The following is a 21,700-nucleotide window of genomic DNA, read 5'->3' on the forward strand; positions in this document are numbered from 1 at the left end:
CCCTACCGTGACGAAGGAGCGATGATAGGGAATCTCGACTTTTAGCCTCGAGCATCAAACGTTAAGCTATTAAAGAATAAAAGAGCGCCCATTGAGCGCTCTTTTGTTTTAGGGGGAGATGATTCGCTACAGATTCTCTTCCGCAAACTCTGCCAAGCGACTGCGCACCACACCATTGAGGTGAATATTGGCGCTGCCTTCAAAGTTCTTGAAGCGTTCAACCATATACGTCAAACCAGACGTCACTGGGGTTAGGTAGTGGGAGTCAATCTGTGCCAAGTTACCCGAGCACACAATCTTAGTGCCTTCACCACAACGGGTGATGATGGTTTTGATTTGTGAAGCGGTTAAGTTCTGACACTCATCGAGCAAGACAAACGCATTCTGGATAGAGCGACCACGCATAAAGTTAATCGATTTAAACTGAATGTTGGCTTTATCGCAGATGTACTTCATCGAACCTTCGGTGCAATGGTCGTTCTTGTGCAGCGCTTCCAAGGTGTCGGTCACCGCGGCTAACCAAGGCATCATTTTCTCTTCTTCCGAGCCCGGTAAGAAACCAATCGACTCACCAATATCTGGCGTGTTCCGCGTTACGATAATCTTATCGAACATGCCTTTTTCAATGGTTTGTTCTAGTGCTGCTGCCATTGCAAGGAGCGTTTTACCACTACCGGCAGCGCCGGTCAGAATCACCAAATCAATATCAGGATCAAGCAAGGCATCCATCGCCATGCCTTGATAGATATTTTTCGGTGTAATGTCCCAAGCGCGACGATGCATCATGCGCTCACGACTCAGGTCGAGCAGCGTAACCTTATCCTCATTAATGGTTTCTACTCGACCTACAAAATCACTCTCTTCATCAATCACGTATTGGTTGATAAAGGTCGGCTCGAACGGTTCGCGGTTGAGTTTATGGAACGTTTTTCCACCCAGCGCGTAACTCTCAACTTCATCCACATCACTCCAAAAATCACCTTCACGTTGTTGGAAGCCTTTGGTGAGATATTGGATATCATCAATCAGTTGATCCGTACGATAGTCTTCAACGAAACGTACGCCAGCGCCTTTGGCTCGCAAACGCATGTTGATGTCTTTGGTTACGAGCACGACTTCACGTGGTGCGCGTTTGTTTTGCAGATAAAGCACCGCATTGAGTATGCGGTTGTCACCGGCTTTGTCGGCGAAGGCTTTGACGGTTTCCTGCAATTCGAAGTCCGCCAAAATAGAGATGGTGCCTTGGCTTGGGTTGTCTTTAGAAACTGGAATACCTTCTGAGATTTCATCGGGTGTTGCGTCTTTAAACAGATCTTCCAAAGCGCGAATCGCAACGCGTGCATCCCTTGCTACATCACGTTTACTGTCTTTGATTCGGTCGAGTTCTTCCAACACGGTCATTGGGATGACGACATCGTGTTCTTGGAAAGAGAAGATGGCGAAGGGTTCATGAAGAAGAATGTTGGTATCGAGTACAAACAGTTTCCGATCGGTATCGCCCATAGCGTCTCCTTGCCGCAGCGCGGCTTTGCTGGCTAGTAGCTAAGAAGGAACAGTCTTCCTAACTCTGATTGCTTGCAATAGAGGTTGTCGGGCAATGTCGGTTAGTGCGCAACCGAGTAGCAAGACAACTTACTGCAAACCCGTGTTGATCCTAATCGTGTACTTAATGCGCTCAAATCATGCTTGATGACTCTAAGCGCCCCTCATTAGAAGTATACGTAAAATTTACTTCTTACAACTTAATAATTGTCATGAGTTTTTTACAATTTGATTGCATTCCTAATTCAGGAAAAAAAGTTGCCCCTCTGGGCGGTTTCGGCGTGACCTAAATCACAGCTTCAAGTAAGATTAGCGACCTTTTTCTGCGTATAGGCTACGCCCGATTTATCATGTTCAGCTGGCTTAAAAATGCACAGCACAAAGTGGCATGACAAGCACGATTGGCATAGCAGAAGCCAGAATCAGATCTAAACTATTATCCATGCCCATCGGGATGGGTAGAGACCAACAAGAAACAACAACGAGGTAGTCAATTCATGACATTTGCTTTGGGGCAGCGCTGGATTAGCGATACGGAAAGCGATTTAGGTTTAGGTACCGTAGTAGCAATGGATGCTCGTACTGTGACATTGATGTTTGCAGCATCAGAGGAAAACCGAGTTTACGCACGTAACGATGCACCAGTTACCCGAGTAACGTTCAACGTCGGTGATGTCATCGATTGCCAAGAAGGTTGGTCATTAAAAGTTGAAGAAGTACTGGAAGATGAAGGTCTATACACCTATTTCGGTACTCGTGAAGACACGCAAGAAACGGCGATTGTGTTGCGTGAAATCTTCCTAAGCAACCACATTCGTTTTAACAAGCCGCAAGACAAGTTGTACGCAGGTCAAATCGATCGCATGGACAACTTTGTACTTCGCTACCGTGCGCTACAAAACCAATTTGAGCAACACAAGAGCCCAATGCGTGGTCTGTGTGGCATGCGTGCAGGCTTGATCCCTCACCAGCTTTACATCGCGCACGAAGTCGGTCGTCGTCACGCGCCTCGCGTATTGCTAGCGGATGAAGTTGGTCTGGGTAAAACCATCGAAGCGGGTATGATCATCCACCAGCAAGTGCTGTCCGGTCGTGCTGAACGTATCCTTATCGTGGTGCCAGAGACACTGCAACACCAGTGGCTCGTTGAGATGATGCGTCGTTTCAACCTGCACTTCTCTATCTTCGATGAAGAGCGTTGTATTGAAGCGTTCGCAGAAGCGGAAAACCCATTTGATACGCAGCAATACGTGCTGTGTTCACTGGATTTCCTACGTAAGAGCCGCAAGCGTTTCGAGCAAGCGCTAGAAGGCGAGTGGGATCTATTGGTTGTCGATGAAGCGCACCACTTAGAATGGAGCCAAGACAAACCAAGCCGCGAATACCAAGTGGTAGAAGGCTTGGCAGAACGCACTGCGGGTGTGCTACTGCTAACGGCAACACCAGAGCAGCTAGGTCGTGAGAGTCACTTCGCTCGTTTACGTCTGCTAGACCCAGATCGCTTCTACGATTACGACGCATTCGTTGAAGAAGAAGAGCAATACGCACCTGTTGCGGATGCTATTACTTCGCTGTTCTCTGGTGAGAAACTGCCTGACGAAGCGAAAAACCAAATTACAGAACTGCTTTCTGAACAAGACGTTGAGCCGCTATTCCGCATTATCGAAAGCGACAGTGATGAAGAAGCGAAAGCGTCAGCGCGCCAAGAGCTGATCGACAACCTGATGGACCGTCACGGTACAGGTCGCGTTCTGTTCCGTAACACGCGTGCAGCGATCAAAGGCTTCCCGAAGCGTAACGTGCATCTAATGCCAATGGACATTCCGCAGCAGTACACCACGTCAATGCGTGTATCAGGCATGATCGGCGGCAAGATGACACCAGAAGCGCGCGCGGTGAAGAACCTTTATCCAGAAGAAATCTTCCAAGAATTTGAAGGTGAAGATTCAAGCTGGTGGCAGTTCGACTCACGTGTGAACTGGTTACTTGAGAAAGTAAAAGAGAAACGCAGCGACAAAGTATTGGTTATTGCCTCTCGTGCAAGTACTGCGCTGCAACTTGAGCAGGCACTGCGTGAGCGTGAAGGTATTCGTGCAACTGTATTCCACGAAGGCATGTCGATTCTTGAGCGTGACAAAGCGGCTGCTTACTTTGCGCAAGAAGAGGGCGGCGCGCAGGTTCTTATCTGTAGCGAAATCGGCTCAGAAGGTCGTAACTTCCAGTTTGCTAACCAGCTTGTGATGTTCGATTTACCGTTCAACCCAGACTTGCTAGAGCAGCGTATTGGTCGTCTGGACCGTATCGGTCAGAAGCGTGATATCGATATCCACGTGCCTTACCTAAAAGACACGTCACAAGCGATTCTTGCTCGTTGGTTCGATGAAGGTCTGAACGCGTTTGCTGAAACCTGTCCAACAGGTCGCGCGGTTTACGATAAGTACTCTGATGCGCTGATTGAAATGCTGGCGTCTGGTGATGTTTCAAACCTTGATGAAGTGATTGAAGAATCAGCGAAGATGAACAAAGAGCTGAAATCACAACTTGAGCAAGGTCGTGACCGTCTGCTAGAGATGCATTCAAACGGCGGCGAGAAAGCGCAGCAGATCGTTGAGAAAATCTCATCGACAGATGGTGACACAAACCTAGTGACGTTCGCACTGTCTCTGTTTGACACCATTGGCTTGAACCAAGACGACAAAGGCGAAAATGCACTTGTGGTAACGCCATCTGAGCACATGATGGTGCCAAGCTACCCAGGTTTGCCATACGAAGGTGCGACTATCACATTTGATCGTGATACAGCGCTATCTCGCGAAGACATGCACTTTATCAGTTGGGAACACCCAATGATTCAAGGTGGTATTGATCTGCTGATGAGCGAAGGTGTGGGTACCTCTGCGGTTTCTCTGCTGAAGAACAAAGCGCTACCAGTGGGCACTATCCTACTTGAATTGGTATACGCGGTGGATGCACAAGCACCAAAACGCAGCGGTATTACTCGTTTCTTACCGAAGACGCCAATTCGCATGATGATGGATGCTCGTGGTAACGATCTGTCTTCTCAGGTTGAGTTTGAAGGCTTCAACCGTCAGCTTAGCCCTGTAAACCGTCACCTAGGCAGCAAGCTAGTGACATCGGTACAGAAAGACATTCACAGCCTAATCGAAGCGGGTGACGCATTGGTTGAGCAGAAAGTGGAAGACGTTCGCAAACAAGCGCATCAAGACATGCAACAAAGCTTGAATGCCGAGCTTGAGCGTCTACAAGCACTGAAAGCGGTTAACCCGAACATCCGTGATGAAGAAATTGAAGCGATTGAAGAGCAAATCAAAGAGCTAACAGGTTACATCAACCAAGCTCAGGTTCAGCTAGATTCGCTACGTCTGATTGTGGTCAGCCACAACTAATCAGCGTTCAAACACACGAAAAAAAGGTCTTCAATTGAAGACCTTTTTCTTTATCTGAGTTTGGTTTACCTCAGCGGTTCGGTTAATCGCTCGTAGCCAATTACATTAGCCACTTCCACCAAATAAACAGCGCTAAGAAGCCGAATAAGTAAATCAAGCCAGCAATCGACAACCACTTCAATTTACGACCCAGCGCTAATGGCTTGGGTAAGTCGGTTTTGCTCACTAAAATGTAGTTCAGTAGCGCGAAGAACGGTGTCGTCATAAACGCCAGTACCATGGCAAAGTTCAGCATTGGTAGTAGTGCTGACGCCCAGAACACCACAATACCTAATGCCAAGACCGATACCGTAAGCATGATCGCTGACGTGGCTTTTGGGTTAGTTTCTGGTTGCGAGCGCAGTAGACGTTGAGAGTCTGAAATCACACGTGAGTAGCCATCAATTACCGTAATCGTACTACCGAAGATACAGAAAAACGCAATCACTGCAATTAGGTAACGTGACCACTCACCAATGGTCGAAGCGTACAAGCCAACAAGCTGGTGGGAGAAGCCTACGCCAGAGCTCTTAAGTTCAATGCCTGAGCCGTGTAGCATCAACGCACCTAGCGATACAAACACCAAAGCCAATACCGCAGTACCAATATAGCCGACATTGAAATCAAACAACGCAGATTTTGCGGTGACTTCTTGTTGGCTAGTTTGGCGTTTGAGCCACGCAGACGTCAAACAAGAGATCTCGATTGGTGCTGGCATCCAGCCCATGGTTACAACGATAAAGCCGATAGCTGCAATTGACCAAGGAGAGGGGGATTCAAAGTTCGCAACGGGCTCTACCGGATTACCAAATGCAATCGCCACTGCTAGTAATGTCGCAATGGTCAGTACTGTCATGATGACTTTCGAGAGCGTATCCAGCGCTTTGTAATGACCAGCAAATAGGATCACCAAGCACGTGACCAATACAATGATACTGAGTGATACCATCGACAATGAAAATGGAATGAAGTAGCCCAACAAGCTCGCACTGAACATCAGAAGCGCTGCTGTATTGATCACCGCAGAAACGGAACTGAGAAACAAGAACAACCAAAGGTAGGGGCGACCAAGCTTAGCGTAGCCTTCAACCAAGGTTTTACCTGTGCCCATGGTGTATTGCACGCCTGCTCGAAAAAATGGGTATTTAAAAAGGTTTACTAGCAGGATAAGCACGGCGAGTTGCCAGCCATAAATGGCACCAGCTTTTGTTGAAGCAACGAGGTGAGAGCCACCCACCGCCGCAGAAGCCATGAGAATGCCGGGACCCAACGAGCGTATAAATTGGGAGATTTTGGATTGGGGTTGATCTGGTACTGCCGATTCCATTTGTTATTGTCCTTGTTCATCAACGATAAACTATAAGTAACATGCCCAGTATGGTTGTCAATTTAAATTTACAACTTGGTTTGAATTTATTTTTATTAGTGGTTTGACTTGTTGATTTTTGTTATTTCAAAAAGTTATATCGACTCAGGTTCGCGATAAAATTAAACGCGTTTTGTGCATGCATCTTGAGGGCTCTTGGGTATAATCAGCGCGTTTTTATTCTGTAGAGATCCTGCCCATGGCAATGCTTGAGTACAATCCACCAACCGATCCTTGGATTGATGTCGTTTTTGAAGATGAGCAAATATTGGCTGTGAATAAGCCATCCGGTCTGCTCTCTGTGCCGGGCCGTCTCGCTGAGCACTATGACAGTATGTGGAGTCGCCTCACTGAGCAGTATCCAGACATTCAAGTGGTACACCGTTTGGATATGTCGACTTCCGGTTTGATGGTTCTGGCGAAGAACAAACATGCAGAAAGTGCTTTAAAGAAGCAGTTTCAATATCGATTGACGCATAAGATCTACTATGCACGAGTTTGGGGGCACGTAGAGCAAGAAGAAGGTGATATTGACCTGCCGCTGATTTGCGATTGGCCTAACCGTCCACTGCAGAAAGTGTGTTTTGAAGATGGCAAACCTTCTAAGACGCTATTCCAAGTGGCGAAGCGAGAAGAGCACCCTGATGGAGCGAAGACGACGATTGTACGTTTACTGCCTATCACTGGTCGCTCACACCAATTGCGTGTCCACATGCAAGCATTAGGTCACCCGATTGTGGGGGATGAATTTTACGCAACTGAAGAAGCAAAAGCTTTCTCTGAGCGCCTAGAACTGCACGCCGCTGAATTGAGCTTTTACCATCCGAAATGCCATTGGCTGCGCAGCATTTTTGTTCCTTGTGATTTTTACCCGGAAGCGGAAGCGATGATCTTTGACTATTTCGACCCAGCGCGTAAATTACCAGATTACAAAACACTGCCACGTCCATAAATTCATCTTTAGGCAGTGAACAAGGAGTTGTTATGTCACTGCCTAAAGTGGTCTTCCTCGACCGCGCGACTATTCCCGTTCAAATTCAAGTTCCTCGTCCAAGCTTTGCCCATGATTGGGTGGAATACGATCTAACTTCTTCTGAGCAAGTTGTTGAACGCCTTTCTGATGCAGATATCGTGATCAGCAACAAAGTGATGCTCGACCAAACCGTTCTCTCTCAACTTCCCAACCTCAAGATGATTGCTGTCGCGGCTACGGGTTTTAATAATGTCGATGTTGATTATTGCGCTGAGCACAATGTTGCGGTCGCCAACGTGCGTGGCTATGCGACTCGCTCGGTGCCTGAACATGTCATTGCGATGCTTTTTGCCTTGCGCCGCAACTTGTTTGGTTATCATCAAGACATTGCCGCAGGCGAGTGGCAACGTAATAAACAGTTTTGTTTCTTTACGCATCCAATTGGGGACGTTGCAGGTAGCACTTTGGGGGTGGTTGGCAGCGGCGCATTAGGTCTGGCGACGGCACAATTAGCGAAAGCGTTAGGTATGAACGTGGTGTTTGCGGAGCGCAAAGGCGTAACCGAGTGCCGAGAAGGCTATGTCTCTTTTACTGAAATGCTAAATCAAGCGGACGCCATCACTCTGCATTGTCCATTGAATGATGAAACACGTAATTTGATTGGCGAAGTGGAACTTAAGCAGATGAAGCCAACATCAATTTTGATTAATACTGGACGTGGTGGCTTGGTAGATGAGCAAGCCTTAGTGGATAGCTTAAAACAAGGTGAGATTGCTGGTGCAGGGTTTGATGTCTTTACCCAAGAGCCCGCCGATGAGAGTAATCCGTTGATTGCCAATATGCACTTACCCAATCTATTGTTAACGCCACACGTCGCTTGGGGCAGTGACTCATCGATTCAGCGTTTGGCTGAGATCTTGATTGAGAATATTAACGCCTTTGCGCGTGGTGAAAGCCTCAATCGCTTGGCGTAATATCTGAAAATAGGCATGAAAAAAGCAGACTCATAGGTCTGCTTTTTACTTTCTTAAGCGTTGAATTACATTTCTTCTTCAAATGCTTTCAGAATTTGGAAGATTTCACGGTAAGATTTTGCTGGTTTACCGGCTTTCTTCTCTTTTGCTGCTTGGCGAGCAAGTTGGCGTAGACGTTGACGATCCGCTTCTGGGTACAATTCCATTACGTCATCAATCGCTTTATCGCCTTCTTCTACAACGCGGTCACGCAGTGCTTCTAGCTTGTGCAGAGCAGCTGTCGCTTGTGAGTGCTTGTTGCGGATTTTATCCAGTGCCGCTTGAATTGGTTCTGGATCTTCGTAGCGCATTAGCTTACCAATGCGTTGTAGCTGACGACGACGTGCTTCGTTTTTAAAGCGTTGTGCATCAGCAACCGCTTCGCGCAGTTCTTCGCTCAATGGAAACTTTTCTAGAACCGCCGGCTTAAGACCAACTAGCTCTTCACCAAGCTTTTGCAGCTCTTCCATGTCTCGCTTCATCTCGGATTTACTAACCCAGATGATCTCTTCTTCTGGTTCCCATGGCGCTTTTTGATTCTTACGTGCCATTTCAGTTGCCTGTGTTTTGATTAATATTATGACTATTTTAACAAGAATCGTGGGGAGAAAGCGAAATTCTTGTTATTCTATTGTGCATCGAATACATGATGTGAAAGACAATGGATATTAAACAGCAGGTTGCTGAGCAACGTACCGAGCTAGAACAAGCCGTTTCACGTGCACTAGAAATCGCTGCGGCGAAGTCTGATGCCGCTGAAGTCGCAATCACCAAGAGTACGGGTTTGAGTGTCTCCACTCGCATGGGTGACGTGGAAAACGTTGAATTCAACAGCGATGGCGCACTAGGCATTACTGTCTACCGTGGTCAACGTAAAGGCAGTGCTTCCACATCTGACTTGAGCGAAGCTGCTATTGAGCAAACCGTTCTAGCAGCACTAGACATCGCTCAATACACATCAGAAGACCCGTTCGCAGGTCCTGCTCCAAAAGAATACATGGTGAAAGAGGTGCCAGACTTAGACCTTTTCCACCCAGATGCTCCTGATCCAGACTACGCAGCGCAGGTCGCTATCGCAGCTGAAAAAGAAGCGCTGAACTACAGCGACGCTATTAAGCAAAGCGATGGTGCGAGCTACGATAGTCACTACGGCGTTAAGGTTTACGGTAACAGCCATGGCTTGTTAGCAAGTTACGCATCAAGCCGCCATAGCACTAGCTGTTGTGTGATTGGCGTGGGTCAAAACGGCGAGATGGAACGCGATTACAGCTATACCGTTGCGCGCCATCGTGACGATCTTTGGTCACCAGAAATGGTTGGCCGCAAAGCGGCAGAGAAAACCATCAGTCGCCTTGACGCGCAAAAGCTTAAGACGGGCAAATACCCGGTGATGTTTGCTGCGGACGTAGCGACAGGCTTGATTGGTCACCTAGTGATGGCAATCAGCGGTGGTAACCTGTACCGCAAATCTTCTTTCCTATTGGATCACCTTGGTAAGCAAGTATTGCCGGAGTGGTTCAACATTTCTGAGCGTCCGCACGTACTACGTGGGTTAGCTTCAAGCCCATTCGATAGCGAAGGTGTCTACACGCAAGATCGTGAAATCATCACCGATGGTGTTTTAGCTACCTACTTGCTAACTAGCTATGCCGCTCGCAAGATGAAGATGGACCCAACGGGTCACGCTGGTGGTATCCATAACTGGTATGTGAAGTCGACAGGTCAAAATTTCGAGCAAATGCTAAAAGAGCTGGGCACAGGTTTACTGGTAACAGAAACTATGGGTCAAGGCGTAAACGTTGTAACTGGCGATTACTCTCGCGGTGCAGCTGGTTTCTGGGTTGAGAACGGTGAAATCCAATACCCAGTGTCTGAAATTACCATTGCGGGTAACTTGAAAGACATGTTCAACCAGATTGTTGCTGTGGGCAGCGACGTAGAAACACGCTCGCAAATCCAAACTGGTTCTATCTTGTTGGATACCATGAAGGTTGCTGGTGAATAAGCTTGCTAATCGCTAGATACGAAAAAGCCTGATGTGTTCATCAGGCTTTTTTATTGCTCGTTATTGGCGGTTCGCTACACAGCTTAAATCATTAAGGTTGCGAGACCGAGGAAGACTGATAGACCAATTACGTCCGTTACTGTGGTCAGAGCCATACCACCAGCGAGAGCTGGATCGATGTTCATTTTCTTGAGTAGGATTGGAATGGTAACGCCCGCAATACCTGCCACAAGCAGGTTGGTTAGCATGGCCGCCGAGATAATCCCACCAAGCATCCAGTTTCCTTTCCAGGCAACCACAATACCACCGATGATCAGCGCCCACATGATGCCGTTTAGCAAGCCGATAGCCGCCTCTTTCATCAAGAGTTCGCGTTTGTTCGAGTCACCGATATGACCGAGAGCTAAGCCACGGATTACAAGTGCAACGGTTTGGTTACCTGCTACACCACCCATTGAAGGCACGATGGTCATTAGGACAGCAATCGCAGCCATTTGGTCTAGAGTCGCTTCAAACATGTTGGAGACAGAAGCAGCGGCTAGTGCAGCAAGTACGTTGGCACCAAGCCAAATACTACGTTTACGAGCAGACTTTACCACAGGCGCGAAGGTATCTTCGTCGTCGTCCATACCCGCCATACTCATCATTGAGTGTTCAGCGTCTTCACGGATAACGTCGACTACGTCATCGATGGTGATACGACCGACAAGATGCTGGTTTTCATCCACAACCGGAGCTGATACCCAGTTACGACGTTCAAACAGGCTTGCTACGTCAGAGTCGCTAGTATCAACAGTAATCGCATCATCCGCATCTTCCATCACCTCACTGACTTTGACATCTGGTTGCGTGGTGATCAGCGTGGTGATCGGTAGTTCACCAATCAGTTTGCTGTCATCATCAATCACGTATAGTGCGTCAGTTGCTTCAGGCAGTTCGCCTTTCATACGCAAATAACGCAGGACTACATCCACATCAACGTCACCACGAATGGTGATTACGTCGGTGTTCATCAGTCCACCCGCGGTATCCTCAGGGTAGGATAGGGCGGTTTCGACGCGTAGACGATCCGCTGAATCCATCTGAGACAGAACTTCGCGTGAGACGTCGTCAGGCAAGCTACGTAGGACGTAAGCCACGTCATCGGTGTCCATGCCTTCCGTCGCTTCTGCAAGCGCTTCAGGAGCCATTTTGGACACAAGACTGTCTTTAACGTCTTCGTTCAGCTCGTCAAGAATCTCACCGTAATCTTCTGGGTCGGTAAGTTGCCAAAGAACCTCACGACTTTTACGCGGCGAAGCTTCTAAAAGGTGGGCGATATCCTCAGGTTCCATGTCCTGCAGTTGGCGACGAACATGGACGAAGCGACCGTTTTCCAGTGCTTCAGTGACTTCTTGGAGGGCTTGGTGAGCTTGGTCGAATTCTATTTGCTCTGCCATTCATTCCTCCTAATTCCTGATATTTACAATGCTTTGAATAATAACTTAATTCTAGGCACCTTTTAATAACAACTTATGAAAGTCGACAAAATTATTTATCGGAATTTAAGCAGGAGGTGAAAGTTATATGGGATATCTGGCTATAGATAATAAAAAAGCGAGTGAATCACTCGCCTTCATCAAACTTATCTTCAATCAAATGGCAAACAGCATCAAGAGCTTGCTCGGATTGGTCGCCAGTTGCGTGGATAGTCACGTATTGTCCTTGGGCGGACTCCAGCATCAACAACCCCATGACGCTGTCTGCGGTCGCGGTTTTGTCTTCTTCGTTGTCGATGGTGATCACCGCATCGAAGCTTTGCGCCAGCTCTACCAGTTTAACCGCAGCACGAGCGTGCAACCCTAAGCGGTTTTGGATCAGTACTTTACGACTTATTTCCACCGTTATTCCTTAACGTTCTTTTCCAATGAAGTGTGGCGAATTTGTACTTGGTGTCCTTTATCAGCAAAGAACTCACCGATTTTTTGAGTGAGATAAACCGAGCGGTGCTTGCCACCAGTACAACCAATCGCAACTGTAAGGTAGCTGCGGTTGTTTTTCTCGAGTAGAGGTAACCAAGTCTCAATGAAGCTCTCAATTTGGTATTTCAGGTCAAGTACAGACTGATGCTGCTCTAAGAACGCACCGATTGGAGCGTCTAAACCAGTGAGAGGGCGCAGTGCTGGCTCCCAGTGTGGGTTTGGTAGGAAGCGTACATCGAACACGTAATCCGCGTCTGATGGTAAGCCGTACTTGAAACCAAATGATTCAAACACCATCACCAAGTCTTTGCGTTCCCTGCCTTCAACTCGCATGCGTACCGTTTCGCTAAGGTCATGAAGAGATTGACCACTACTGTTCAATACTAAGTCTGCATGGGCTTTTAGCGGCATTAGGATGTCGTGCTCAAGTTCGATAGCTTGATCAAGAGAGAGCGACTGGCTGCCAAGTGATAGTGGGTGAATTCGACGAGTTTCGCTGTAGCGCTTGAGTAGAGTTTCTTTGTTGGCGTCTAAGAAAAGTACTGTCACATCCAGTTCAGCTTTTAGCTTTTCAAGTGTGGTGTTCAGTTCTTTGAGTTTCTTAGGGATATTGCGAATATCGATACTTACTGCCACGTTCTGTTTGCTATCGGAAACCGATTGAACAAACGCATCAAGCAAGTTAACTGGTAGGTTGTCTACACAATAGTAGCCTAAGTCCTCAAGCACACGTAAAGCAACACTCTTCCCGGCACCAGAGTGCCCACTAACAACGATTAATCGCATGGTGATCGTCCTGATTACTGATGAATCATAATGTCGTAGAGTTCTTCATCGCTCTGAGCGTTACGCAAGCTCTTAAGTACTTGCTTGTCGCTTAGGCGCTCTGCCATAGAGGATAATGTTTTGAGGTGCTCTTTGCACTGTTCTTCTGGAACAAGGAGAGCAAAAAGAAGGTCGACAGGTCGATTGTCGATAGCATCAAACTCAATCGCCTCGTCACATTGAAGTAACACCGCGATGGCTTTGTCGCTTGATTGCATTCTTGCGTGGGGGATAGCAATACCGTTACCGATACCAGTACTACCCATTTTTTCTCTGCTGAGCATACACTCAAACAGTTCCGTAGAATCTTGACCCGTGTTCTCAGCAACAATTTGACTGATCATCTCTAGGGCACGTTTCTTACTTGTACAATGGACTGCACTTTTGGTGCAGTCCAGTGACAGTATCTCGCTCAGTTGCATGATTAATGACTGTTTAGTTTTTCTTTGTGCTTGTTAAGTTGACGAACTAATTTATCCACCAGCGAGTCAATTGCTGCATACATATTTTCGTCGTTCGATGACGCGTGGATTTCGCCTTGATTTATGTGGAGTGTAGCTTCCGCTATTTGGTCAAGTTTTTCAACTTTTAGTACCACGTGAACTTGGTTAATGTGGTCGAAGAACCTTTCGAGCTTCTGAAACTTAGATTGAACATAGTCTTGCATTGAATCGGTAAGATCAACGTGATGGCCTTGAATATTGATTTGCATAGACTTTCCTTTTCAGTTGGTGCCTTAAAGTAGGCGTTTACGCTGACTTGAAGGGGCGATACCCAAGGATTCGCGATATTTCGCAATCGTTCGTCTTGCGACTTGAATCCCTTGGTCAGCCAGAAGAGCAGCAATCTTGCTATCACTTAAAGGTTTAGCGGTATTTTCCGCTGCGACCAGTTTCTTGATGAGAGCACGAATTGCTGTGGACGAACATTCTCCACCATTGTCTGTACTAACATGGCTAGAGAAGAAGTACTTCAATTCAAAAATGCCACGTGGTGTGTGCATGAACTTCTGCGTTGTCACACGAGAAATCGTTGATTCATGCATGTCCACTGCCAATGCTACATCGTTTAGTACCATTGGTTTCATGGCTTCTTCACCATACTCGAAGAAATCTTGTTGATGTTCAACAATACATCTTGCAACTTTGAGAAGCGTCTCGTTTCTGCTTTCTAGGCTCTTAATCAGCCATTTTGCCTCTTGCAAATTGCTGCGAATGTACTGGCTATCCGCACTGTTGCCTTTGCCTAGCTGCGCATATTGTTGATTTACTTTTAGTTTTGGAATGCTGTCAGGGTTAATGGATACGGTCCACTTACCATGATCTTTAAATACGGACACATCTGGAATGACGTATTCAGTGTCATCCGGTGTGATGCGACTGCCTGGGCGAGGATCAAGTTGTTGAATTAGCTTCAAGACTTCACGCAGGTCAGCTTCTTTAAGCTTAGTCTCTTTGATGACTAGCTTGTAGTCGCGATTACCAAGGTGATCGATATGATCGCTCAATACCATTTTCGCTTCTGCTAGCCACGGCGTATCTTCTGGGAAGGTCGCTAATTGCAGCAGTAAACATTCTTGTAGGTTGCGGGATGCAACACCAAGCGGGTCAAATTGTTGAATACGCTTACGCACTGCTTCGATTTCATCTAACTCGACTTCCTCATTATTGAAGCTCTCATGGATTTCTTCAGGAGAAAGAGTGAGGTAGCCATAATCATCGACAGCATCGATGATCGCGAGTGCGATGGTGCGGTCTGTTTCACTGAAAGGCGTGAGATCTAATTGCCACATGAGGTAATCATGCAGTGATTCAGTGGTTTCACCTTGGTAGACCGGCATGTCGTCATCAAGCGCTAGACCTGTACTGCCAGTGTTAGCGCTGTAAACGTCATCCCAGGTGGTATCGATTTCTAGTTCAGAACTGATTTCAGATTTTTCAATTACGTCTGAACTGTCTGGAAGATCGGGTTCAGAGGTGTCGTTGGCACTGGCTTCAGCGGCTTCGGATGCTGACTTATCTTCACCATTTACTTGAGGTTCATCGTGACCTTCTTCAACTTCCAATAGCGGGTTGGAATCCAGCGCTTCTTGAATTTCTTGTTGAAGATCGAGCGTCGACAATTGCAACAAACGGATGGCTTGTTGCAGCTGCGGCGTCATGGCTAACTGTTGACCTAGCTTGAGTTGTAATGAAGGTTTCATTCAGTGTTACTTACCTTGTAATGCTCAGAATCTTACCGTTCCTAATGTAATCATAGACGGAATTGTTCGCCGAGATAAACTTGTTTCACCTGCTCGTTATTGAGAACTTCATCCGGAGTTCCCGATGCGATGAGATGTCCTTGGCTTACGATATAGGCTTTTTCACATACGTCCAAGGTTTCACGAACGTTGTGGTCAGTGATTAGTACACCAAGACCGCGATCGCGCAGGTGTTCGATGATTTTTTTGATGTCGTTAACCGAAATAGGGTCAACACCCGCAAATGGTTCATCCAGCAAAATGAACTGAGGGTTAGCAGCTAGTGCTCGCGCGATTTCTACACGGCGGCGCTCACCACCCGATAGTGCCATACCCGCACTGGTGCGTATGTGCTGTATGTGGAATTCTTCTAACAAATCTTCCAGCTTATCTTGACGCTCTTCTCGCGTTAACTCTTGACGAGTTTCCAGAACCGCCATGATGTTGTCTTCAACCGACAGCTTACGGAAGATGGAGGCTTCCTGTGGCAGGTAACCGATACCCATACGAGAGCGGCTATGCATCGGCAGAATACTGATGTCTTGGTTGTCGATTGTAATGGTGCCTTCGTCACGTGGTACCAAGCCAACGATCATATAAAACGATGTGGTTTTACCCGCACCGTTAGGACCCAATAGACCAACAATCTGACCAGACTCTACTTCAAGGCTTACATCAGTTACCACCTTGCGTTTTTTGTAGCTTTTAGCAAGGTTCTTTGCACTTAGTACTGCCATATTAGTTCTCGACTTGGTTCGGTTGCAGGATGGTTGTTACGCGCTCATCCTTCGAGCTGTCAGCGACTAGCTTCTGTTGACCAATTTGGTAACGAATTGACGAACCTTTGATGGTGTTTCCGTCTTGAGCCAGTTGCGCTTGACCTTTCATGGTCAATTCATCAGTAGAAATACGGTAGTCTAACTCAGTCGCCTGACCACTGAGCGTTTTGCCATCGTCCATTAACTGAGAAAAGGTAGCTGGTTTGCCAAATGCTTGGATCTGTTTGATAGACTCGGTTTTAGGATCGCGAGTCACCACGATTCTATCAGCATCGATATTGATGCTACCTTGCTTAAGCGATACATCCCCTTTGAAGATCACCTGATTACTCTTCATGTCCACTTGTTGAGTGTCTGAATTAATGTAAACCGGCTGTTGTGTATCCGACTTAAGTGCTAACGCTTGTGGCGCTGCTAAAACCAATGCCAATAGGCTAAGGTGTAACGGTTTCATATCGACCTTGAACTTCATCAGTTAGAGTCGCAGTGTGAGCCTTTAAGTTGCCCTGCATTGCGCCCCCAGTAGTTTCAAATTGCGGTCCAACCAACATCACTTGTTGATCGGCTTTAAAATCACGATTGGTTAGATTAATCACCAATTTGTCTGTCGCCATGGTATCGAAACTTGCACCAGGCAAAAGGTTTTGCATTAGCACGTTGTCGTACAGCGTCAGAATTTGGTCTTCATCTAAGACTGCTCTGGTTGCAGTCACCTTCCACTCAACCACACTACCTTCGCGGTACACCATGAGTGTTGGGCTCTTAAATATCGTGTCTCCACTTTTGGCATAATGATCCAAATTAGTGGAACGGATGATGTAACTGCGGACACCATCTTCACCATAAGTGATGTTTTCTAGTCCAGTACCACTGAACATAGGCAGTTCTAAATTTGGTGCTACTTGGATATTTTCATTGCTTTTTGGCGTCATGAGGTAATAACCGCACCACGCAACAACAAAAATCAAGAGCAAATAAATAAGGCGAGTAAAACTCATAAAATAAAGGCCTTTATCTTAGCTCAGTACTTCCCTGACCATTGCCTTAATCTGTTAAATCAATCGTTAAGTCTTTTTGGTGACGCAATATTACATCACGCCAGCCTTTAATAAATCATGCATATTCAGTGCGCCGACAATTTTATTGTCATCACACAAGATCAGAGCATTGATGTTTTTGTCTTGCATCAGGTTTAAGCCTTCTACTGCCAGCATCTCAGGATGGGCGGTAGTTGGATTTTTCGTCATCACATCACCAATGGCTGTGGTATGGATATCAATGCGTTTATCTAACGTACGACGTAAATCGCCATCAGTGAATATACCAAGCATAGCATCGTACTCATCGACGATAGCGGTCATGCCTAAGCCTTTTTCCGAAATCTCAAGCAGTGCGTCACGAATTAAAGCATCTGGTGACACTTTTGGTAGCGAATTACCAAAGTGCATAATATCAGACAGCTTAAGCAGCAATTTTCTTCCCAGTGCGCCACCTGGATGTGATAACGCAAAATCTTCTGCAGAGAACCCTCGAGCTTGGAGAAGTGCAACTGCCAGTGCATCGCCCATAACCAACGTTGCTGTGGTGCTGCTGGTTGGAGCAAGACCAAGCGGACAAGCTTCTTTTGGTACAGTAATTTGCAAGTGGAGATCGGACAGTTTCGCCATGTTAGATTCCGGCTTACCTGTCATGCTGATGATCTTAATGTTCAAGCGTTTCAAAACAGGGAACAGAGATAAAATCTCATGCGATTCACCTGAGTTTGAAATGGCGATAACAATGTCGCCAGCACTGATCATACCGAGATCACCGTGAGCCGCTTCACCTGGGTGAACGAAAAATGCAGAGGTACCTGTGCTTGCAAGCGTAGCGGCAATCTTGTTGCCAATGTGACCTGACTTGCCCATACCCATCACGACAACCTTGCCGTTGTTGGAAAGAATCAATTCGCAAGCTTGCTCAAACTGCGCATCAAAGTATTGGTCTAGCTGTTGTAGTGCTTTCACTTCGATATCGAGTACTTGTTTAGCAGCAGCGCGAAAATCAAATTGAGTGGACATATCAGTGCTCCAATTTGTCTTTACTTATTATGTTATTAAGCAGCCATGTTTGCGAATAGGTAAACTTGGTAAGCCAAGAAACACACAAACAAAATGCCACCTTCAATGCGGTTGATGCTACGAGATTTACCCAAGCACATCGCTACAAGTAGTAGAGATACACCCAGCATTACCCAGAAATCACGCCCCATTGCATATTCGCTTAGCATTGATGGATTAATAATGCCCGGTAGACCCATTACCGCAAGAATGTTGAATACGTTTGAGCCGATGATGTTACCAACTGCCATATCGTCTTCGCCCTTTAGAACACCAGCAAGAGAAGCTGCCAGCTCAGGAAGACTAGTACCAATGGCAATAATGGTTAAACCGATCACGAGGTCACTCATGCCAAAGTACTTCGCAATGATCACGGCGTTATCAACCAACATACTTGCTGCCAAAGGAAGCAGTATCAGACCGATCACTACCCACATCACCGCTTTTGAGTTGCTCACGCCTTCTGGTACTTCAGACTCTTGATCTTCAACAAACGCATCACCCGCTTTTTGCTCTTTACGGCTAATTTGCAACATTGCAAACAAGAAACCACCAAACAGAATGAACAGCAGCACGCCTTCGTAAAAACCTAAATGGCTATCCCATAGCAAAATACCCGCCAATACGGTTACTGCTATCATCAAAGGCAGTTCACGGCGAATAACTGCAGAACTGATAGAAAGGGGCTTAATAAGCGCTGTAATACCTAGGATTAAAGCAATGTTGGCAATGTTGGAACCCAATACGTTACCAACGGCAGTATCGGTTTTTCCATCCCATGCTGCTGTCGCCGAAACCATCATTTCCGGCGCAGATGAACCCATTGCTAGGATTGTCATACCGATCACTAAAGGTGAAATACCGACGTTGCGGGCCAGAGCAGCAGAGCCAAAAACAAGTTTATCTGCACTCCAAACAAGTAAAACAAGACCGACGATAAGCAACGCAACGGCTTCGAGCATGATGATTCCTAAGTAATAAAATAAGTGAAATGAGTAACCGCTAATTTTGACCTTTTGCGGCCAAAAATGGAAGATAAACAACAAATAAATTAAAGGTTAGTAACGAAATTGTGTTTAATTGTTGCTCATTCACTTGTCTGTTGGAATACGGCTATTCTGGAATGGGATTTAAACACCTTCCTTGGGTTTCGTCATATTTTATGCTGAATTGCTTGAATTTCGTCGGCTTTATTTAATCGAACAGTGCTTTTAATTCAGGTTCATTGTGCTTATGATTGCAGCCTAATAAGTGTACCGAAGTCACTTTAGGATATTCTCGACGTAATATCTTGAAAACAATCGGGGTTGAGTTGGATTGCAACTCTGTGAGAACCGCTCACAACTAGTAGAAGAGATAGTATGTCGAACAACGATTTAGTTACCGTTAACAATCTCACTTTTTCACGTGGAGAGCGCAAGATCTTCGATGGCATTGATCTGCATGTGCCAAAAGGAAAAGTGACGGCCATTATGGGACCGTCGGGGATTGGTAAAACGACACTGCTGCGCCTTATTGGTGGGCAGATTTATCCCGAGCAAGGGGAGATCTGGTTTGATGGCGATAATATTCCATCCCTGTCTCGTAAAAAGCTTTATCAAGCACGCAAAAAAATGAGCATGTTGTTCCAGTCGGGAGCTTTGTTTACTGACTTGAATGTGTTCGACAATGTGGCGTTTCCTTTGCGTGAACACACGGAACTTTCCGAAGAATTAATTCGTACCATGGTGCTTCTAAAGCTTGAAGCGGTCGGATTACGAGGTGCGGCAGAATTGATGCCAAGTGAGCTTTCCGGCGGCATGGCTCGCCGAGCTGCACTAGCTCGTGCCATAGCCTTAGACCCAGATCTCATCATGTACGATGAACCTTTTGTTGGGCAGGACCCAATCACTATGGGCGTTTTGGTTGAGCTAATTAGCAACTTGAATCGCGCATTGGGGCTGACTTCAATCGTCGTCTCTCATGATGTGCCTGAAGTGATGAGTATCGCGGATTGGGTCTACTTGATGGCTGATGGCAAAATCATTGCTTTTGGTACGCCACAAGAGTTGATCGATAATCCCGACCCACGTGTGAAGCAATTCTTACAAGGGGAAGCCGATGGTCCCGTGCCGTTTCGCTTTCCTGCTCAAAGTATCGAAAAGGACTTATTTGATGGTCGATAGCTTTATTCAATTTGTCGCTTCATTAGGTAAACGAACATTAGCCATCTGTGAAGCCTTTGGTCGTGCGACCTTGATGCTTGTTGGCGCATTAGTGACTCGACCTCAGCCAATCAAGAATTTTCCTCTGTTGATTAAACAGCTTTACTCCGTAGGTGTGCAATCGCTGGCGATCATTGTCGTTTCTGGCTTGTTCATCGGTATGGTGCTTAGCTTGCAAGGTTATGTTGTGCTGGTGGATTACGGAGCAGAAGGCAGCCTGGGTCAAATGGTCGCTCTTTCGCTACTACGTGAGTTAGGACCAGTAGTAACTGCGTTATTGTTTGCTGGTCGCGCTGGCTCTGCACTGACTGCAGAAATTGGGTTGATGAAGGCAACGGAGCAGCTTTCAAGCATGGAAATGATGGCTGTGGATCCACTAAAACGTGTCATCGCACCACGTTTTTGGGCTGGGGCTATCTCAATGCCATTATTAGCTATGATCTTTATGGCAGTTGGTATCTGGGGCGCTCAGCTTGTTGGTGTGGATTGGAAAGGCGTAGACCACGGCAGCTTCTGGGCTGCGATGCAATCTTCAGTGGAATTAGGTCAAGACATCGGTAACAGCATGATCAAATGTATTGTGTTCGCGATTACCGTTACTTGGATCGCTCTATTTAATGGCTATGACGCTATTCCAACTTCGGAAGGGATCAGCCGAGCAACGACGCGCACTGTTGTGCATTCTTCTTTAGCAGTACTGGGACTAGACTTTGTACTGACCGCATTGATGTTTGGGAATTAATCATGCAACAAACACGTAAAACAGAATTATGGGTTGGCAGCTTTGTATTAGCAGGAATTTGCGCGATTCTTGTGATGATTTTTCAGGTTGCTGACGTAAAAAGCATTGGCTCTGGCAATACTTACACCCTGAAAGCCGAGTTCGATAATATTGGTAGCTTGAAAGTACGTTCTCCTGTGAAAGTAGGTGGCGTTGTTATCGGTCGTGTAAGTAACATTACACTTAACCCTGATAGCCTATTACCTGTAGTGAGCTTGTCGATTAACAGCCAATATAACCAATTCCCAGAAACTTCTAGCGTGCAAATTTTGACATCTGGATTGATTGGTGAGCAGTACATTGGCTTGGTACCGGGCTTTGTTTTTGATGATGAAGAAATGCTTGTTGATGGTGACACCATCGAAGACACCAAATCTGCATTGGTACTAGAAGACCTGATCGGTCAGGTTCTATACAGCATTGGTGGCTCAGGCGATTCTGGTGACACGAGTAAGGAATAATCC

At 46.5% G+C, this 21,700-nt stretch carries 21 protein-coding genes; 7 read left to right on the forward strand and 14 right to left on the reverse strand.

Annotated elements, in window-relative coordinates; genetic code table 11:
* Nucleotides 1-126 precede the first annotated feature (126 nt).
* Nucleotides 127-1,503, reverse strand: coding sequence for a PhoH family protein (locus tag OH463_RS22855; protein ID WP_005444370.1), 1,377 nt, complete (start codon nt 1,501-1,503; stop codon nt 127-129).
* A 536-nt stretch (nt 1,504-2,039) separates the two neighbouring features.
* Between OH463_RS22855 and rapA the strand changes: the two genes are divergently transcribed.
* Entirely contained in the window at nt 2,040-4,949 is a 2,910-nt protein-coding gene (rapA, locus tag OH463_RS22860; RefSeq protein WP_050935750.1) for an RNA polymerase-associated protein RapA, read from the forward strand.
* Between the two features lie 100 nt (nt 4,950-5,049).
* Here rapA and OH463_RS22865 read toward each other — a convergent pair whose 3' ends face one another.
* The gene (locus OH463_RS22865) at nt 5,050-6,315 is read right to left on the reverse strand and encodes an NRAMP family divalent metal transporter (RefSeq protein ID WP_269992749.1); all 1,266 of its coding nucleotides are present in this window, start codon (nt 6,313-6,315) and stop codon (nt 5,050-5,052) included.
* A 238-nt stretch (nt 6,316-6,553) separates the two neighbouring features.
* Here OH463_RS22865 and rluA point away from each other — a divergent pair, with 238 nt between their 5' ends.
* Both rluA and OH463_RS22875 read left to right on the forward strand, forming a co-directional pair.
* A complete protein-coding gene (gene rluA, locus OH463_RS22870; protein WP_005444373.1) occupies nt 6,554-7,306 on the forward strand; it encodes a bifunctional tRNA pseudouridine(32) synthase/23S rRNA pseudouridine(746) synthase RluA in 753 nt (250 codons plus the stop codon).
* Between the two features lie 32 nt (nt 7,307-7,338).
* A complete protein-coding gene (locus OH463_RS22875) occupies nt 7,339-8,301 on the forward strand; it encodes a D-2-hydroxyacid dehydrogenase (RefSeq protein ID WP_269992750.1) in 963 nt (320 codons plus the stop codon).
* A 65-nt stretch (nt 8,302-8,366) separates the two neighbouring features.
* Here OH463_RS22875 and yjgA read toward each other — a convergent pair whose 3' ends face one another.
* Nucleotides 8,367-8,891, reverse strand: coding sequence for a ribosome biogenesis factor YjgA (gene yjgA / locus OH463_RS22880; RefSeq protein WP_005444375.1), 525 nt, complete (start codon nt 8,889-8,891; stop codon nt 8,367-8,369).
* Nucleotides 8,892-9,001: 110 nt separating this feature from the next.
* Here yjgA and pmbA point away from each other — a divergent pair, with 110 nt between their 5' ends.
* The gene (gene pmbA, locus OH463_RS22885; protein WP_005444376.1) at nt 9,002-10,345 is read left to right on the forward strand and encodes a metalloprotease PmbA; all 1,344 of its coding nucleotides are present in this window, start codon (nt 9,002-9,004) and stop codon (nt 10,343-10,345) included.
* Nucleotides 10,346-10,428: 83 nt separating this feature from the next.
* On the opposite strand, the gene mgtE is transcribed toward pmbA, so the two are convergent.
* The 11 genes from mgtE to OH463_RS22940 form a co-directional block, all read right to left on the reverse strand.
* A complete protein-coding gene (mgtE, locus tag OH463_RS22890) occupies nt 10,429-11,784 on the reverse strand; it encodes a magnesium transporter (protein ID WP_005444378.1) in 1,356 nt (451 codons plus the stop codon).
* A gap of 166 nt (nt 11,785-11,950) precedes the next feature.
* Complete coding sequence (locus OH463_RS22895; protein ID WP_005442213.1) at nt 11,951-12,226, reverse strand: HPr family phosphocarrier protein; 276 nt, start codon at nt 12,224-12,226, stop codon at nt 11,951-11,953.
* A 2-nt stretch (nt 12,227-12,228) separates the two neighbouring features.
* Nucleotides 12,229-13,092: an RNase adapter RapZ gene (gene rapZ, locus OH463_RS22900; protein ID WP_005444380.1), complete on the reverse strand. Its 864-nt coding sequence runs from the start codon at nt 13,090-13,092 to the stop codon at nt 12,229-12,231.
* 14 nt (nt 13,093-13,106) lie between these two features.
* Entirely contained in the window at nt 13,107-13,553 is a 447-nt protein-coding gene (gene ptsN / locus OH463_RS22905) for a PTS IIA-like nitrogen regulatory protein PtsN (protein WP_005444382.1), read from the reverse strand.
* 2 nt (nt 13,554-13,555) lie between these two features.
* On the reverse strand, nt 13,556-13,843 hold the full coding sequence (gene hpf / locus OH463_RS22910) for a ribosome hibernation promoting factor (protein ID WP_005444384.1): 288 nt from the start codon (nt 13,841-13,843) through the stop codon (nt 13,556-13,558).
* Between the two features lie 24 nt (nt 13,844-13,867).
* Entirely contained in the window at nt 13,868-15,334 is a 1,467-nt protein-coding gene (locus tag OH463_RS22915) for an RNA polymerase factor sigma-54 (RefSeq protein WP_005444386.1), read from the reverse strand.
* A gap of 50 nt (nt 15,335-15,384) precedes the next feature.
* Nucleotides 15,385-16,110, reverse strand: a complete 726-nt coding sequence (gene lptB, locus OH463_RS22920) for an LPS export ABC transporter ATP-binding protein (RefSeq protein ID WP_005444387.1) — start codon at nt 16,108-16,110, stop codon at nt 15,385-15,387.
* 1 nt (nt 16,111) lies between these two features.
* The gene (gene lptA, locus OH463_RS22925) at nt 16,112-16,606 is read right to left on the reverse strand and encodes a lipopolysaccharide transport periplasmic protein LptA (protein WP_005444389.1); all 495 of its coding nucleotides are present in this window, start codon (nt 16,604-16,606) and stop codon (nt 16,112-16,114) included.
* On the reverse strand, nt 16,587-17,150 hold the full coding sequence (gene lptC, locus OH463_RS22930) for an LPS export ABC transporter periplasmic protein LptC (protein ID WP_005444391.1): 564 nt from the start codon (nt 17,148-17,150) through the stop codon (nt 16,587-16,589). The genes lptA and lptC overlap by 20 nt, the downstream gene beginning before the upstream one ends.
* 90 nt (nt 17,151-17,240) lie before the next feature.
* Nucleotides 17,241-18,212: an arabinose-5-phosphate isomerase KdsD gene (gene kdsD / locus OH463_RS22935; protein WP_269992751.1), complete on the reverse strand. Its 972-nt coding sequence runs from the start codon at nt 18,210-18,212 to the stop codon at nt 17,241-17,243.
* A gap of 35 nt (nt 18,213-18,247) precedes the next feature.
* Nucleotides 18,248-19,213, reverse strand: coding sequence for a calcium/sodium antiporter (locus OH463_RS22940; RefSeq protein WP_005444395.1), 966 nt, complete (start codon nt 19,211-19,213; stop codon nt 18,248-18,250).
* Between the two features lie 399 nt (nt 19,214-19,612).
* On the opposite strand from OH463_RS22940, the gene mlaF reads away from it, so the two are divergent.
* From mlaF to mlaD, 3 genes are read left to right on the forward strand one after another with little or no spacing between them, the layout of a single operon-like run.
* Nucleotides 19,613-20,416: a phospholipid ABC transporter ATP-binding protein MlaF gene (gene mlaF, locus OH463_RS22945; RefSeq protein WP_005444397.1), complete on the forward strand. Its 804-nt coding sequence runs from the start codon at nt 19,613-19,615 to the stop codon at nt 20,414-20,416.
* The gene (gene mlaE / locus OH463_RS22950; protein ID WP_005444399.1) at nt 20,406-21,197 is read left to right on the forward strand and encodes a lipid asymmetry maintenance ABC transporter permease subunit MlaE; all 792 of its coding nucleotides are present in this window, start codon (nt 20,406-20,408) and stop codon (nt 21,195-21,197) included. The genes mlaF and mlaE overlap by 11 nt, the downstream gene beginning before the upstream one ends.
* A 2-nt stretch (nt 21,198-21,199) precedes the next feature.
* The gene (gene mlaD / locus OH463_RS22955) at nt 21,200-21,697 is read left to right on the forward strand and encodes an outer membrane lipid asymmetry maintenance protein MlaD (RefSeq protein ID WP_005436386.1); all 498 of its coding nucleotides are present in this window, start codon (nt 21,200-21,202) and stop codon (nt 21,695-21,697) included.
* Nucleotides 21,698-21,700: the final 3 nt, after the last annotated feature.

The organism is Vibrio sp. NFR (assembly GCF_027587095.1).
Lineage (GTDB): Bacteria > Pseudomonadota > Gammaproteobacteria > Enterobacterales > Vibrionaceae > Vibrio > Vibrio harveyi.